Source organism: Bradyrhizobium sp. 930_D9_N1_4, from assembly GCF_052076015.1.
Lineage (GTDB): Bacteria > Pseudomonadota > Alphaproteobacteria > Rhizobiales > Xanthobacteraceae > Bradyrhizobium.
This window is the reverse complement of sequence record NZ_CP197236.1, coordinates 4,065,949-4,080,420: the sequence shown is the minus strand read 5'-3', so window position 1 is coordinate 4,080,420 and position 14,472 is coordinate 4,065,949. Positions and strand designations below refer to the sequence as shown.

The window sequence follows — 14,472 nt, the reverse complement described above, 5'->3', positions numbered from 1 at the left end:
CATATGACTTTTGCTTAAGTCATCGGATGCCACCACCTGTTCCAGACCTGCGAAGCCTTCAGATTGTCGCGGCCGTCGCCGACTCCGGCAGCATGCTGGAGACGTCCCGCCAATTCGGGATGACGCAATCCGCGGTGTCTCAGGCGGTCCGGCGTGCAGAAGCCGCGGTCGGCGTCGCGTTCTTCAATCGAACCCGCAGGCCGCTCACGCCGACCCGGGCGGGACGTATTCTTGCAGGCCGCGTTCTCGACCTGAACCGTGACTTTGATGCGCTTCTCAGCGCGCTCCGGGTCGCGGCGGAACAATCTGAACGGGTTGATCTGAGGCTCGGCCTCGTCGACTCCTATGCTGCCACGGTCGGCGCGCACCTCGTCAAAGAACTCATGACGGGCGAGATCGCACTGAGTCTGTCCGTATGGTCGGGCCTCGCTCACTCACATGCCGAGGCGCTGATGAATCGCAAGATCGACGCCGCGATCACATGCGACGCGATGGATGACCTCTATGATGTCGAGCGCTTGCCATTCTATCGCGAACCAAATCTGCTGGTGGTGCCGCGCGGGATGGAAGCCGAATTTGCCGGCCTTGACCTGCGCGAGATCCTCGCGCGACATCGCCTGGTTCGGTACAGCGAGCGTTCCTGGGCAGGTGCGCAGGTCGAGCGCCATCTGAGCCGTCTGGGCATTCGCCCGCCACGGGCCTTCGAGTTCGACACCTCTGACAGCCTGGTCGCCATGGTCGCGACGGGTATGGGCGTGGCGATCACCACGCCGTTGTGCTTGTTGCAGGGGCTCGCTCACGCGGCGCAAGTCAGCGCGCTGCCTTTGCCGGGGCCTGGATTTTTTCGTGAGCTGCTGCTGGTGACCCGCCGCGGAGATCTTTCATCCCTGGCGCCGCGCGTCGCAGAGCTGGCGCGAATGAGCATTACGACGCAGGCGATGCCGCGCATCCGGACGCTCGTGCCCTGGTTCACCCAAGACTACTAGCGACATCGCTAGCAACAAAAAAGCCCGGCGTGAGCCGGGCTTTTTGTTTGCGATCTGAGTCGCCTCAGCGGCGGAACATGCCGCCCATCATGCCGCCGACGACACCGCCGACGAAGGCTGCGCCGGCATCGCCGCCGCCGTTGTTGCGATGCTGAGCCGGTGCGCTCTGGGCCTGACTGGGGGCACGCCGGGCCGGCTTCGCGCTTTCCTCGCTCGCGGTGGCTGGTGCCGACGCCACGATCTCGGAGAGCAGGGCCTTGTGCTGAAGCTTGTTGAGGTAACCGGTCGACGGATAGCCGCGGGCGGCCTGCCAGCGCTTCAGCACCGAGCGGGTGTCGTCGCTGAACGCGCCGGTCACCTTGGTGTCGAAGCCGAGGCCGGTGAGGCGGCGCTGCACATCGCGGCGCTGACCCTTGTCGAGGCCGATCTGGTCCTCGGTGAGCTGGGTGGAGTCATCGGTGAAGGTTGCGGGGTCAATGCCTGCGTTCAGGGTGCGGGTCGCCGTGGACGGGCCGCTCTTGATCGCCGCAAGCCGGGCCATCGCCAGCGCCTTGAACTGGCCGTTCGGATAGGCCGAGAGATAGGCGTTGAGCTCTTCCGGCTTGTTGGACTCCTTCACGGAGCGCCAATACTCGAGCTCGACACCGTCGGAGCTGCTGGCCGTCGCCGGCACGATGCCAGCAGCGGTCGGCGCCGCATTGGCGACCTGCGTCGTCGGCGCTTGATTGAGATAAACCGCGCCGATCAGGTTGGTGTGGCCCCAGGGCAGCTGACCCTTGCGGGTCTCTTCATTGACCTGGGCGCGCACCGACGTCATCGCCTGCTGGATCTCGACACCGGGCTTGGTGATGTTGTCGATCAGGGCGCGGGTGAAGGGGCTGTTGTTGCCCTCCTGGCCGTCGAGCGCGGTCTGGCCCGGGCCGGTGGCGAACGCGATCAGCGTGCCTTCGCCGGACTTCATCTCGGCGAGGCCGCTCTGCACGTTGACACTGCGTGTCGCCGAGTTCGACTTGATCTTGGCGGCGAACGGATTGTCGCGGCAGGCATCGAGGAACACGAGCTTGACCTTGGCATCGCCCATGGTCTGCTCGAGCGTCAGGTCGATATTGATGGCGGCGCCAAGCTTGACGTCCATCTCCGACTTGATGTCGGCATCGACGGGCAGGAGATAGTTGCTGCCGCCGACCGCGATGCCGTGGCCGGCATAATAGAAGACCGCGACATCGGAGCCCTGTGCCTTGCGGCCGAAGTCCAGCAGCTTCTCCGTCATCTGATCGCGCGTGAGGTTGGAGCCTTCGATCACCTCGAAGCCGACATTGCGCAGCGTCGCCGCCATCGCCTTGGCGTCGATCGGCGGGTTCGGCAATTGCGCGACGGCCTTGTAGGAGCCATTGCCGACGACGAAAGCAACACGGCGGTCGGCCTTGGCGGCACTGACCGACAATGCCATGCACATCAGCGAAGCGATGAGGGTGAGATAGCGCATCTGAAATCCCCAGAATCGAATTGCAGGCAGCAACAAATTGGCAACGAACTTACACGACACGCCCGGTTTCGCGCCAGCGAAACGACAGTTCGCCCAACCCATTACTTCGGCGCCGAATGTGCACGATGGGATGCCCCTCCAACGTGATTCAAATCACACTCGACCACTTTGATTTGTCGCGCAAGGCGGGGTTTGGTTCACTGCGCGCGGGCGGGAACCGGCGGTGCGGGCTTCAAATTCAGGAGGTTGCCGCACAGGATCAGCGCGGCGCCGAAAACCGTCCAGGCGTCGAGCCGCTCCGAATAGAGCAGCCAGCCCACAGTGGCCGTCAGTGGAACCCGCAGGAAGTCCATCGGCACCACGATGGTCGCATCCGCGTAGCGGAGCGCGCTGGCGAGGCAGTAGTGCGAGAATGTGCCGCAGACCCCGATGACGAAGAGCCAGCCCCACATCTGAGGTGATGGCCAGGTCCAGATGAAGAGGGTCGGCACCAGGCCCACGACGAATTGCACCACGATCATCCAGAACAGGATCGACAATGCGCTCTCGGTCCGGGTCAGCGACTTGGCCAGGATCATGGAGATGCTGAAGCCGATCGCGGCCCCGAGCGCGATCAGCTGGCCCGGATTGATTTCGCCGGTGGCGGGCCGCACGATCATGACGACGCCGACCACGCCAAGCACGACGGCGGCGATCTTCCAGGCGGTCATGCGCTCGGCCAGGAAGGTCGCGGCGAGCAGGGCAGTCCAGATCGGCATGGTGAATTCGATCGCGACGACCTGGCCGATTCCGATCAGCGTCAGGGCGTAGAACCAGCCGAGCTGCGCAAAATAATGGACGCCGTTGCGCGCGAGATGCTGGGGCAGTCGCTTGGTCGCGACCGACCTGAAACCGCCGCTGCGGTAGATGAGCGGAAGCAGCAGCGTGAACCCGATCACCGAGCGCACTTCCATAATTTGAAAGACGTTGAGCTCGCGCGTGGTCTCGCGTCCGGCCACCGCCATGACCAGCATCAGTGCCAGCCAGCCGGCCATCCACAGTGCAGCCCTGGTTTTGGACGGTGTCGCGGTCATCGGTGCGGGTGCGGGAGATCAAGCCTTGAGGGGACGGCCGGTATCGGCGACATCGCCGGCGTTTGCAACGGCCAAATCTGCGGATGCAGCGATGCAGCGCTACGTGCTAAGGCTTCATCGAACAACAAGAAAAGGGAGATACTCGCTCATGCAAATCTTGCAGCCGGCCGAATGGAAGAAACCGCGCGGCTTCTCTCATGGCGTCGTGGCGGAAGGCCCGGGCCGCTGGGTGGTGCTGGCCGGTCAGACCGGCGGCGACGACGCTGGTGCATATGCGCCTGACATGGCCGCACAGGTCGGAGCCGCGCTGAAACGGATCATCAAGCTGCTGGGCGAGGCCGGTGCCGGTCCCGAACACATCGTCCGCCTGACCTGGTACCTGACCAGCCGCAGCGAATACGAGGCCGCGGGCGCCGGGATCGGGGCGGCCTGGAAAGAAACGCTCGGGCGGAATTTCCCGCCCTCGACGCTGCTCTACATCGGCGGTCTCGTGGACGAGCGCGCCAAGGTCGAGATCGAGGTCACGGCGTTCGTGCCGAACGCATAAAAAAATCGACCCGGCGAGATCGCCGGGTCGATCGTCGTGATCTCGTGCTGGCTTACTTCGTCAGCGAAATGTTGGCGCCACGGAACTGGCTGTCCGCGCGCATCGTGACGTTCTGCTTGTTGCCGGTCGTCTTCAGCGAGATGTTGGCGTTGAAGCCGGCGGTGGAGGCGACCAAATCGTAGTTCCCGCCGGCGCCGCGGCCCTGGAGCGAGCCGGAGATGTTGCGGCTGGCCTCGGTCCAGCTGCCGGAGACGGCGCTGCCTTCAGACCTGACGTTGGCGCCGAGGTTGAACTTGTAGGCGTCGCTGGCGCAGGTCAGCGACATTTCCATGGTCGGTCCGATCGGGGCGTATTTGGCCCGGCAGCGGATCCGCTCCGTCGAGCCGTCGTCGAGGGTGACGGTGCCGGTGCCGCTCCAGCTGCCGGCCAGCGGGGCGAACGGGCCGGACTGGGCCCTGCTTTCAGAATTGGTGATCCCCGCCGCAAACAAAACCGCGGCCGCAATCAGCAGCCGCCGGTTCCAAGCGCGAGCCTCGATAGGTTTATTGGCGCGATGCTTCCCACCGCCCGCTGCACGGTATGCCTGCAGATGCTCCATTCCACTTCCCCGATCCGGCGTTGCCGTTGAGTTGACCGTTGGCATATGCACCATTGATCGAAACTTTCACAAGACCCCCACTGCCGATGGTGCCGGAAACGTTAGCGCCGGGGGCGGTGATCTTGCCGTCGGCAACCGTCAGCATGGAGCTTGCGCTCGGCTCGCAGGAACCGGTCTTGGTGACGATGGTGACCTGCCAGTTGCCGTCATAGGGAGTCTGGGCTAAGGCGGGAGCGGCGAGGGTGATAACTGAAGCGGCACAGAACGCCGCGATGCGAGCAAAACGCATGAATTCCGTCCTTGAATGTGTCTGATATGCTGTCGCTTATCTGGACCAAATGTGACGGAAATTTGTTGCAATGCCAAATCGAAAATTGTTCCTGTGGAAACAATGGTTTATTTGTGTTTCCGGCTCCAATTTTCGAAGTAAAATCAACGCCCCCTCACGTTAAGGGTAAACGTCGGGAGCGACTCAGGAAAGGCTTCAGGAGAGGCTTGGGGCCGAGGTCGCGAATTGCTCGTCCTGAGTCTTGGACGGCAGTGCCTTGTGGACCTTGGCGTAGTCGATCACGTCGGCCAGCAGCTTGAGGCCGAGGGGGGCAAGCGCGCGCTCCCAGAGCTCCCGCGCCGTTTCGCCCTTCTTGACGAAGCACCACTCCTGGGCAGCAATGGCGCCGGCGTCCATGCGGTCGGCAAGATGGTAGATCGTGCCGCCGGCGATCGGGTCGCCTTCCTTGATGGTCCATTCCACCGCAGCCTTGCCGCGGTGACGCGGCAGCAGCGAGGGGTGATAGCCGATGCCGCCGAGCCTGGCGGCGGCCAGCGCGTCCTTCCCGATCCGGGCGTGGCTATGGGCGGTGATGATCAGATCGGTGTCGGGGGCGATCTCGGAGGCCACCACCAGCTTCGGGTTGGCCTGGACCACCACCTCGATGCCGGCCGCCTGAGCGGTCGCAGCGAGGCGATCCTCGGCCTCGGCCACGACGACCCGCGCGATCGAGACGCCGTGCTCCCGGAGCATGTTCAGGGTGGTCACGCCGAAATGGCGGGAGCCGACAAGGGTGATGCGCATGGGTGTCCGTTCCGTCTCGCAACTGCGTCATCCACCCGATAACACGTCCGGACGCCCTGTCACCACCTGTGGGGCGTTTGCGGCGGTTATCAACAATGCGCCGGGCGTCGAACACGCCGAATTCCGCGATTGCGCGGCCGGCAGTCCCGGTGCTTCCATGCGCGCAGTGGACCGTATCAGGAGCGACAAATGCGAAGCGCTTGGTTTTTCCTTCTCGCGACATTGATCGCGGCCGCGCCCGCCCATGCCGACGGGCCATACCCGGCGGTCCCGCCCGAGATCGGGGTCGCGCCCTTCATCGGCCCGACCTGGGATTCTTATCGTTGCGCCGAAGGGGTTCCCTACAATTTCTACCACCGCGCCTATTACGGCGAGGAGCCGCCCGCGATCTATCGCGGCTACGCCTACAGGCCGTACTACCGCTACAGCGCCTACCGCAGGCTGCCGCGTAAATATTTTTGCGTTGTCGATTAGCGTTGCCGCGCGGCCACGGTGAGCAGCAAATGATGGATTTTCCGGTTCCTCTGTTTCATTTTTAACAAAGGAATCTGTTGTGTGCGGGTAGAACGCAGGGACCGGGGCTGGCCAAATTTCATTCCGGATCCGTTTTCGAACCCGGCTTTAGCCGCTGGCGCGATCACGCCAGCGGCTTTTTCATGCCGCGCATCACGAAATCATCAGACGGTAACACGTTCTCAACCAACCGGGCGTATCGACGAATCCGTCGCGGATTTGTATTGCGTACCGCGACACCAAAAATGCTCCGCCGCGTGGGTGCGCCGCGCGGGCTTTTTTGCCGGGACGGATTTCATGCCGAGCGCAATTGAGCAGATCGTGGACGCCTATGTGCGGCTGAAGAACCGCCGTGGCCTCGACGAGCTGATGATGCACAGGCAGCGGCTCGCAGTCGATCTGAAGAGCAGGTCCGGCTACGATTTCAGCCTGCCGATCGGCAAGATCGACGAGGAGATCGCAATCATCGAGGCGGGCCTCAGCCGGCTGAAGGCTGCGGCCGCGGATATCGCGACGACACGTCCGATCTGACCCACTCAGTCGCGCCGGCCGCCATCGATCACGGTGAACAGCGGTCGCGCAGGGGTCGGCTCCACCAGCAATTCTTCCACGAGCGCGGTTGCCGCATCGACATATTTGCGTGTCGGCTTGTCGAGTTCGCGCTTGGCTTCGTCGTCGAGCGCGACCTTTGCGGCCTCGACCAGCTTACGCATCCGCTGTGCATGGTCGTCGCCCGCCGTCAGCGTTGCGCGCGCCAGCGAGCGCAGCACGAACAGCTCGCCCTCGAGGCGGAGCAGACGATCGTTGAGTCTGGTGAGGACGGCGTTGAGGTCGGCCATGGCTGCTGTTGGTTGCAGAGGATGCGTCCTGATCTAGCGGCGATCGGTGAACGGACTCCAAACAGCATCGGCGCAATTGGGTCGATCTGCGGAGCCTCCGGTACCGACGATGCCGCCGAAGTGAGGCATCGTGACGTTGCGGTGCATCGTTCGCCGGTGGTTCCCGCACTACATCAGGGTCCGGGTGGCGTCTGGAGTACGCTCGATGCGAACCGTCCTGATCTTGACCCTCTTGATTTCAACATGCGTGTCCGTCGCGGCAGCGCCGGCGCATCACGTTCGCCCGCGTCACCACGTCGTCGTCCGCCTGCCTGACGACGCGCCGGTGCCGCCCGGCTGGTACAAATTCCCGGGCTGGCCGCCGATCCCGCCTTCGGAGAACAGGAATCTCGATCCCTCCAATTTCGGCGGCGCCTGATTGCGACTTACGCTGCGGTGCGCGCGAGATAGTCGCGCGCAAAGGCAAGATACCAGTCGAGGCAGGCGGGATTGGCCATCGCTTCCTTGTTGATGACCTTCTCAACGGGGTGACCGAGCAGCAGCTTCTTGATCGGCAACTCCTGCTTCTTTCCGGAGAGGGTGCGCGGGATTTCGGCAACCGCGAAGATCTCGTTCGGCAGGAATCTGCGGGAGAGGCCGGCCTCGATCGCCTTGTTGATCCTGGCTTGCATCGCGGTGTCGAAAGCAATGCCCTCGCGCAGCACCACGAACAGCGGCATGTAGCTGTCGCGGCCGAGATATTCGAGGTCGACGACGAGCGAGTCCAGCACCTCGGGCAAGGCTTCGATCGCGGAATAGAGCTCGCTCGTGCCCATGCGCAGGCCGTGCCGGTTGATGGTGGCATCGCTGCGGCCATAGATGACGCAGGAGCCGTCCGGATTGACCTTGAGCCAGTCGCCGTGCCGCCACACCGGCCCCCGGCCGCTGCCGTCGAAATTGTCGGGGTAGGTCTCGAAATAGCTGGCGCGATAGCGCGCATCGCCCTCGTCGTTCCAGAAATAGAGCGGCATCGAGGGCATCGGCTCGGTGCAGACGAGCTCGCCGACCTCGTCGATGACGGCGCGGCCCTGTTCGCTGAAGGCTTCGACGGCAGCGCCGAGCAGGCGGCACTGCATCGCGCCCGGCGTCTGCGGCAGCTCGCGGTTGCCACCGATGAAGGCGCCGGCAAAATCGGTGCCGCCCGAGATGTTCGCCCACCAGATGTCGGCCTGCGCGTCGCTGCCGTTGGTTTTCGACAGCGCAGCGAAACGGTCGTTGAACCACGCTTGCGTATCGGCGCTGAGCGGCGAGCCGGTGGAGCCGAGGCAGCGCAGCCGCGACAGGTCGCCGGCAGCGGTCAGATCGATTTCGGCCTTGGCGCAATTGGCGAAGAATGCCGCGCCGGCGCCGAAGAAGGTCGCCTTCGACTGCGCCACGAAGCGCCACAACGTGGTCCAGTCCGGCTTGTCCCTGGCGCCGCCGGGGCTGCCGTCGAAGATGCAGCAGGTGGTGCCGCTGAGCAGGCCGCCGATCTGGCTATTCCACATGATCCAGCCGGTCGACGAGTACCAGTGATAGCGCTCGCCGAACGAGTTCTCGTGATAGGAGCAGCCGAGGTCGTTGTGCAGGCCGAGCAGCGCCAGCACCACGATGACGATGCCGCCATGGCCATGCACGATCGGCTTCGGCAGGCCGGTGGTGCCGCTGGAATAGACGATCCAGAGCGGATGATCGAACGGCAACCACATCGGCTCGAACGCGTCGATCGCGACACCGGTTCTCGCGGTGATGTCGGAGAGCAGGACGTCCGTCGCTGCGGGCGCGGCCTCGCTGTGCAGGATGACATGCTCGACCGTCGGCAGCGATCGGCGCAGCTCCGCGACGACGTCCTTGCGGTCGTGCTTGCGGCCCGCATAGGTGACGGCGTCGCAGGCGATCAGCACTTTCGGCGCGATCTGCTTGAAGCGATCGATCACGGCCGGCGCGGCCATGTCGGGCGCGCACACGCTCCAGACCGCGCCGATGCTGGCGCTTGCGAGGAACGCAATGATGGTCTCGGGGATGTTGGGCAGATAGGCCGCGATGCGGTCGCCGGGCTTGATACCCTTGTCCTTGAGATGCAGCGCCAGCGCGGCCGCCTTGCGCCGCAGCTCCGGCCAGCTGGTCTCGTTGAGCTTGCCGTCCTCGCCGCAGCTGACGATCGCGGGCAGGCCGGCGGCATGCGCGGCATCGACATGCCGGAACACCTGCCGCGCGTAATTGACCTGCGCGCCGGGAAACCAGACCGCGCCCGGCATCTTTCGCTCGGTGATCACGGCCTCGAACGGCGTCGGCGATTGCAGATCGTAATAGTCCCAGATGCTGCGCCAGAACGCATCGAGATCGCGCACCGACCATTGCCGCATCTCCTCGTAATTCGAGAAGGAGAGGCCGCGCTGCGTGGCGAGCCAGTTGCGGTAGAGGGCGATCTGGGGAACGAAAGGAGCGGTCATTGCGTATCGGATTCTGTTGCGGGGAGGGAGAGCTTACCCGGTGCCGCAAGGGAGCAGAAGCCGCAGTTCGTGCAGAGCGCAATGGCAGCGTCGAGGTGCCGCGCTTCAATCGGGCTACCGACCTTCCAAGGGACGTGCCGCCTCAGCCTACCACTGCACGCCGGCCCAGCGCCGTCCGAACACCGGTGGCTTGGCCTTTACAGCCCGCCAACCGAAGAAGTGATGCTTGCCGGACCAGCTGTGCACCACGCCGCTACAGATGCTGCATTTGAAGTGGCCGCTGTGCGCTTCGCTGTGCTCTTCGCGTGTCGCGGTGTAGTTCATGCTGCAACCGGTGCAGGTGAATTCTTCGGTCGTCCAGATGCTGTTGGCCATTGCAAATCAGTATTCCCGGATGCGTTGCGGGAAGGGTAGGTGCGAGCCTTTGCAGCCGCGTAAACCGGCCTCGGGAAATCCGGTTAATGGTCGTTAGCCAAACCCGGCGCGCAGGCGCGAGGCGGCCCGTCAGTCCAAATTGCGCCGCCCGCGGGTCCAGGCGCGCGCTTGATCCCGCGGCTGGATTTCACCTCGTCGCCTCGGTCCGGTCACCCCGCATGTCCCGGTCGATGCGCATCCGTACGCGCCTGACCGCGAGCAGCGGCAATTTGGCCTGCACCCGGCCGGACCGGACCCGGTCGCGGATCGCATAAGCGTAGCGCCAGAAGCCGGGCGCGGCGTTTGGCTCGAGCGCATAGTGTATGCCGCGATGAATGCCGGAGGGGTGATCAGGCTGTTTGGAGCGGCGCGGCATCACTTCGAAATGCGCTTTGGGCCGAAGCGTTCCTAATCCTCGGGCGGAAGGCGGTCCCGTCGTCTTGACGCCGGATGTCTGGCTGGCAATAACGCTGGGCCGCGCAAGCGCCGGAACCCGCGTCAATGCCGCAAGGAAAGCCGTGCCCGTGAAAAGTCTCCGTCAGCTCCTGACGGGCGAGGACATCATCCAGCTCGTCATCCGGGTCGGCCTGCTTGGCCTGCTGATCATCTGGACCTTCCTGATCATCCGTCCGTTCGTGCCGATCCTGGCCTGGAGCGGCGTGCTCGCAGTGGCGTTCTATCCGGCCTTCAGCTGGGTCGCGAAAATCCTTGGCGGCCGGCCGAAGACCGCGGCCGTGATCCTCACCTTGATCACGCTCGGCATCGTCATCGGCCCCGCGACCTGGCTCGGCCTCAGCGCGGTCGACGGCGTGCGCGAGCTGGCCCGCCAGCTCGGCACCGGGGATCTCGCGCTCCAGTCGGCGCCGGAGCAGCTCAAATCCTGGCCGCTCGTCGGCCCCTGGCTGTTCGAGCTCTGGGAGCAGGCCTACAACAACATCCGCGCGGTGCTGCGCGAGGTCGCGCCCTATCTTCAGCCGCTTGCGGGACCATTGTTGGGGCTCGCCGGAGACGCCAGCCTCGGAACGCTTCAGTTTCTGGTCTCGGTGTTCGTCGCCGGCTTCCTGTTTCCGCATGGTCCGCGCCTCGTCGCGGCCGGCCGCGGCTTCCTGTTTCGCATCGTGCCCGAGCAGAGCGAGCATTTCCTGGAGCTTGCGGGCGCCACCATCCGCGCCGTGGCGCAGGGCGTGATCGGCGTCGCGATCGTGCAGGCGCTGCTGGCCGGCATCGGCTTCAAGCTTGCGGCCGTGCCGAGCGCGGGCCTGCTCGCCTTCATCGTGCTGCTGCTCTCGATCGTCCAGATCGGCGCCTTCCTCGTCCTGCTGCCGGTGATCATCTGGATCTGGACCGCCAAGGACGTCACCACGGCGCTGCTGCTCACGGTGTTTCTGGTGCTCGTCGGCTTCATCGACACCATGCTGAAGCCGCTGGTGATGGGCCGCGGCCTCACCACACCCACCATCGTGATCTTCGTCGGCGTGATTGGCGGCACGCTGGCCCACGGCATCGTTGGCCTGTTCATCGGGCCGATCATCCTGTCGGTGGCCTGGGAGATGATGATGGCCTGGATCAGGACCGAGGACCGGGCGGCAGCGCGCGAGGGTTGAGCTTCTCACGCGGGCTGTGAGCAAGGCTTCGGCTGAACTTGTCTATTCGGCTAGACAAGTTACGATAGGCCAGATTCTAGTTTTCGAGCCTACGATTGTAATGGCGAAGTCTTCCAAGCTGGTTGCAGCGAAGCGCGGCAAGGTATTGTTGGTCAGACGCCGGTCGGACGGCCTGTGGATGTTCCCGGGCGGCCGCAAACGTGCGCGCGAGTCCGACAAGGACTGCCTGCGTCGGGAGATCAAGGAGGAGCTGCCCAAGCTGAAGCTCGGCCGGATCAGCCTCTGGAAGGAAGTGACGGCCAGGAACAAGCGCTCAGGCCGCAAGATGAACGACGCGATCTTCATCGCCAAGGGCGCCAAGGGCAGGCTCGCGATCGGCGACAAGAACGAGATCGACCGCGCCGCCTGGCAGAAGCCGCGCGGCATCCGCCTGACCGCGACTTCGCGCTACATCCGCGATCGCCTGTTTCCAAGGAAGCCGCGGCGCCGGTGAGGAGCGGGCGGTCGTTGCGACAAGGTGCGACAAATTGCCCGCTGATCCCGAACGCGATGATGACCGCCGCTGGTTGCTGCAGCGTTCATGTGGCATTCAGTGCGACGCGGCCATCGTTCTGCCGTCAGGAGGAAACTCAATGTTGATTGCCACGATCGCCACGATCCTTGCCCTTCAAGCCGGCGCACCGGCGCCGACCGCAGCTGCCGAGCGTCCGCTCGAGGTGCAGTATCGCGATCGCGGCGTGCCGCGGCATCCGCCGCCGTGCGGCGACCATTGGGACCTCAGCGCCCGTGACGGCATGTGCTATCCGAACGGCTATCTGCGTCCGGAAGATCAGGCTGCGATGCAGGGATATTACCAGCAGGGATATGCGCAGCCCCGGCCATACTACGGAACCCGCAGGCGTCCGGTGCCGTGCACCGATGGCGCGGACCTCGATACCCGCGACGGCCGTTGCTACCCCAACGGTACGGTGCCGGATCAATTCCAGAACAAGCCCTATTATCGGCGCTACTGAGCCCTGCGCTCCGCTTCGTCAGCCTTGTCAAAGCCCTGCCGCCGGCAGCGTGATTTCGCGCTGGCCGGCGGTTTGCATTCGTACGACGACAGGCGCGAACTTAGTCGGATCTCTGCGCCGAGCGTGTGCGCCCGGCAAATCGCCGCGACGGGGTCTTCTGAGACTGCGGCTCCGAGATGCTTGCCGCCTCGGCCTCGCGCAGCAGCTTGCGGACCTTGCGCGCATCACGCATCGCGCGCTTGACGAAGGGATGCTGCGAATCTTCGGCGAAGAACAGCACCACCTCGCAGCCCGGACATTGCCTGGAATAGCCGTCCTGCAATCGCCTGGCGTGATCGCGAAACACGCCCTTGCACCGCGTGCACTGAACCTGAACCGAACTCATCTGCGCACAACAATGATGATTGGAAATGGACGTGCAGGGTGAGCGCAAATGTCTGAAGAAAGGTTGAACGCACGCGCGACTTGATCGACGGCTCCTGCGACGCTCGGCCGAGCGGTGACGATGGGTCGCGACGGGCGATGGACTTGGCGGGTTCAACCGCCAGTCGCTATTGCCTGGCCGCCAGCGTCTCCAGGCAATGGTTGAGATAGGCGGTGCGATCCCTCGGCAGCACCTTATCGAGATCCGCCTTCAGTGCGCATTCGCGCTGCCGCATCTGCTCGGCCCGGCGCTTCTCGGCCGCCTCGCGATACTCAGGGGCAACCTTGTTGGGATCGACCAGCCCCTGTGAACGCGCCGGGGCGGTGGCAAGGAGCGCGATCGCGGCGATGAAAATGATCGTTTTCAAATGAGCCTCCTTAAAAAGGCTCATGCTAGCGTGCCGACGTCGATGGCTCAATCCGGGGCACGGTATCATCCTTCGTCAGGCCACCGCCGGCCGTTGCCGCCGGCGGATTCTCCTGGAGGCATCGGTCCGGCGGCGTCCTAGTGCAAGGCGATCGCCGCCATCGTGCCGTCGGTGGTGTTGCCGTTGAGCTCGTTGTTGCCGTAGGACGTCACGTTCGCGCTCACGCCGAGGACATTGCCGATGATCGTGGACGAGCCGACCCTGATGGTGGCGCCTTCCGCATTCTGAACGCCCGTCGCACTGTTGGTCATCGACGATCTGGTTGCATGAGCAATCGTCTTGGCGCCCACTGCCACAAGGGCCGCATTTGAGTTGTCGGTCATCACGCTGTCGCGGATGGCAACGGTGAGCGCGGAAACGCCGGTGGTTCCGTCGACGGCGATGCCGTAGGTATTGCGGTCCGCCAGGACCCATTCGATCGTACCCTTCATCGTCCCCGAGCTGGGGGCGATGCGAACGCCGGCACCGGTCGAGACGCCGCCATTGCTGAACAGCGTGGTCCGGGAGATCGCAAATCTTGCGCTGCTGGTCGGCTGGATCAGGATCCCGCTGCCGGTGAAATGACGGATGTTGCAATCCTCGACGTGAAGGAATCCGCCTGCAAGGAAGTTGATTCCGTTAAGCCCGTTTCCGCCTCCTTCGATGTCGAGGCCTTTCACAACGAGGTAGTCTGTTGGGAGGCCGTTGAAGTTGATGCCGTTGGTGAACGATCCGAGGATGCTCCCGGTTACTCCTTCGCAGGAGATAGTCATCGATTTCGTGATCGTCACAGTGCCGTAGCCGGCGGGATCCAGGCAGTTGATTTCGCCTCCGGCGGCGGTCTTCGAGATGGCACCCGCAAAGGTCTTGCACGGGGCGGTGCGGCTGCACGGATTGACGTCGTCGCCAACGCCGGAGACCCAGGTGCGGGTGGCCTGGGCCTGGGCCGGAGCCGTGGCGAGCGAGCTTATTGCCAATCCAAAAAATAGAACCAACGAAACAATGCGACGCATCTCAATCTCCCCT

Annotated in this window: 20 protein-coding genes; 8 read left to right on the top strand and 12 right to left on the bottom strand. The window is 64.2% G+C overall.

The features are described 5' to 3' along the window. Nucleotides 1-26: 26 nt before the first annotated feature. Nucleotides 27-986 (top strand): LysR family transcriptional regulator, encoded by a 960-nt coding sequence (locus AB7532_RS19190; protein WP_441236329.1) that lies wholly within the window; start codon nucleotides 27-29, stop codon nucleotides 984-986. Between the two features lie 64 nt (nucleotides 987-1,050). Here AB7532_RS19190 and AB7532_RS19185 read toward each other — a convergent pair whose 3' ends face one another. Together AB7532_RS19185 and AB7532_RS19180 are read right to left on the bottom strand one after the other, a co-directional pair. Further along, nucleotides 1,051-2,472, bottom strand: coding sequence for a caspase family protein (locus tag AB7532_RS19185; RefSeq protein WP_441236328.1), 1,422 nt, complete (start codon nucleotides 2,470-2,472; stop codon nucleotides 1,051-1,053). A 197-nt stretch (nucleotides 2,473-2,669) separates the two neighbouring features. Further along, entirely contained in the window at nucleotides 2,670-3,545 is an 876-nt protein-coding gene (locus AB7532_RS19180) for a DMT family transporter (RefSeq protein WP_441236327.1), read from the bottom strand. Nucleotides 3,546-3,693: 148 nt separating this feature from the next. Between AB7532_RS19180 and AB7532_RS19175 the strand changes: the two genes are divergently transcribed. Then, nucleotides 3,694-4,092 carry a RidA family protein gene (locus AB7532_RS19175; RefSeq protein ID WP_441236326.1) on the top strand — a complete coding sequence of 133 codons (399 nt, stop codon included), beginning with the start codon at nucleotides 3,694-3,696 and terminating at the stop codon, nucleotides 4,090-4,092. A 52-nt stretch (nucleotides 4,093-4,144) separates the two neighbouring features. On the opposite strand, the gene AB7532_RS19170 is transcribed toward AB7532_RS19175, so the two are convergent. From AB7532_RS19170 to AB7532_RS19160, 3 genes are all read right to left on the bottom strand, one after another. Continuing rightward, nucleotides 4,145-4,690, bottom strand: a complete 546-nt coding sequence (locus tag AB7532_RS19170) for a hypothetical protein (RefSeq protein WP_441236325.1) — start codon at nucleotides 4,688-4,690, stop codon at nucleotides 4,145-4,147. Continuing rightward, nucleotides 4,635-4,979, bottom strand: a complete 345-nt coding sequence (locus AB7532_RS19165) for a hypothetical protein (RefSeq protein WP_441236324.1) — start codon at nucleotides 4,977-4,979, stop codon at nucleotides 4,635-4,637. Before AB7532_RS19165 ends, AB7532_RS19170 begins: the two co-directional genes overlap by 56 nt. 195 nt (nucleotides 4,980-5,174) lie before the next feature. Then, entirely contained in the window at nucleotides 5,175-5,762 is a 588-nt protein-coding gene (locus AB7532_RS19160; protein ID WP_441236323.1) for a formyltransferase family protein, read from the bottom strand. A gap of 189 nt (nucleotides 5,763-5,951) precedes the next feature. Here AB7532_RS19160 and AB7532_RS19155 point away from each other — a divergent pair, with 189 nt between their 5' ends. After that, complete coding sequence (locus AB7532_RS19155) at nucleotides 5,952-6,236, top strand: hypothetical protein (protein ID WP_441236322.1); 285 nt, start codon at nucleotides 5,952-5,954, stop codon at nucleotides 6,234-6,236. A gap of 336 nt (nucleotides 6,237-6,572) precedes the next feature. Next, complete coding sequence (locus AB7532_RS19150; RefSeq protein ID WP_441236321.1) at nucleotides 6,573-6,806, top strand: hypothetical protein; 234 nt, start codon at nucleotides 6,573-6,575, stop codon at nucleotides 6,804-6,806. Between the two features lie 5 nt (nucleotides 6,807-6,811). Here the strand turns inward: AB7532_RS19150 and AB7532_RS19145 are convergent, their stop codons facing one another. After that, nucleotides 6,812-7,114, bottom strand: coding sequence for a hypothetical protein (locus AB7532_RS19145; protein WP_441236320.1), 303 nt, complete (start codon nucleotides 7,112-7,114; stop codon nucleotides 6,812-6,814). Nucleotides 7,115-7,361: 247 nt separating this feature from the next. Between AB7532_RS19145 and AB7532_RS19140 the strand changes: the two genes are divergently transcribed. Further along, nucleotides 7,362-7,532, top strand: a complete 171-nt coding sequence (locus AB7532_RS19140; RefSeq protein WP_441236319.1) for a hypothetical protein — start codon at nucleotides 7,362-7,364, stop codon at nucleotides 7,530-7,532. Between the two features lie 7 nt (nucleotides 7,533-7,539). Here the strand turns inward: AB7532_RS19140 and AB7532_RS19135 are convergent, their stop codons facing one another. The 3 genes from AB7532_RS19135 to AB7532_RS19125 form a co-directional block, all read right to left on the bottom strand. Further along, entirely contained in the window at nucleotides 7,540-9,585 is a 2,046-nt protein-coding gene (locus tag AB7532_RS19135) for an acetoacetate--CoA ligase (protein WP_441236318.1), read from the bottom strand. Nucleotides 9,586-9,732: 147 nt separating this feature from the next. Continuing rightward, nucleotides 9,733-9,960 carry a hypothetical protein gene (locus AB7532_RS19130; RefSeq protein WP_441236317.1) on the bottom strand — a complete coding sequence of 76 codons (228 nt, stop codon included), beginning with the start codon at nucleotides 9,958-9,960 and terminating at the stop codon, nucleotides 9,733-9,735. Between the two features lie 187 nt (nucleotides 9,961-10,147). Then, complete coding sequence (locus tag AB7532_RS19125) at nucleotides 10,148-10,375, bottom strand: hypothetical protein (protein ID WP_441236316.1); 228 nt, start codon at nucleotides 10,373-10,375, stop codon at nucleotides 10,148-10,150. A gap of 148 nt (nucleotides 10,376-10,523) precedes the next feature. Here AB7532_RS19125 and AB7532_RS19120 point away from each other — a divergent pair, with 148 nt between their 5' ends. The 3 genes from AB7532_RS19120 (at nucleotide 10,524) to AB7532_RS19110 (ending at nucleotide 12,616) form a co-directional block, all read left to right on the top strand. After that, nucleotides 10,524-11,603, top strand: a complete 1,080-nt coding sequence (locus AB7532_RS19120) for an AI-2E family transporter (protein ID WP_441236315.1) — start codon at nucleotides 10,524-10,526, stop codon at nucleotides 11,601-11,603. A 100-nt stretch (nucleotides 11,604-11,703) separates the two neighbouring features. Then, nucleotides 11,704-12,096: an NUDIX hydrolase gene (locus tag AB7532_RS19115; RefSeq protein ID WP_441236314.1), complete on the top strand. Its 393-nt coding sequence runs from the start codon at nucleotides 11,704-11,706 to the stop codon at nucleotides 12,094-12,096. Between the two features lie 139 nt (nucleotides 12,097-12,235). Then, the gene (locus AB7532_RS19110) at nucleotides 12,236-12,616 is read left to right on the top strand and encodes a hypothetical protein (RefSeq protein ID WP_441236313.1); all 381 of its coding nucleotides are present in this window, start codon (nucleotides 12,236-12,238) and stop codon (nucleotides 12,614-12,616) included. Nucleotides 12,617-12,716: 100 nt separating this feature from the next. Here AB7532_RS19110 and AB7532_RS19105 read toward each other — a convergent pair whose 3' ends face one another. From AB7532_RS19105 to AB7532_RS19095, 3 genes are all read right to left on the bottom strand, one after another. Then, nucleotides 12,717-12,962 carry a hypothetical protein gene (locus AB7532_RS19105; RefSeq protein WP_441236312.1) on the bottom strand — a complete coding sequence of 82 codons (246 nt, stop codon included), beginning with the start codon at nucleotides 12,960-12,962 and terminating at the stop codon, nucleotides 12,717-12,719. Nucleotides 12,963-13,167: 205 nt separating this feature from the next. Further along, on the bottom strand, nucleotides 13,168-13,407 hold the full coding sequence (locus tag AB7532_RS19100; protein ID WP_441236311.1) for a hypothetical protein: 240 nt from the start codon (nucleotides 13,405-13,407) through the stop codon (nucleotides 13,168-13,170). A 137-nt stretch (nucleotides 13,408-13,544) separates the two neighbouring features. Beyond that, nucleotides 13,545-14,459, bottom strand: coding sequence for a right-handed parallel beta-helix repeat-containing protein (locus tag AB7532_RS19095; RefSeq protein ID WP_441236310.1), 915 nt, complete (start codon nucleotides 14,457-14,459; stop codon nucleotides 13,545-13,547). Nucleotides 14,460-14,472 lie beyond the last annotated feature (13 nt).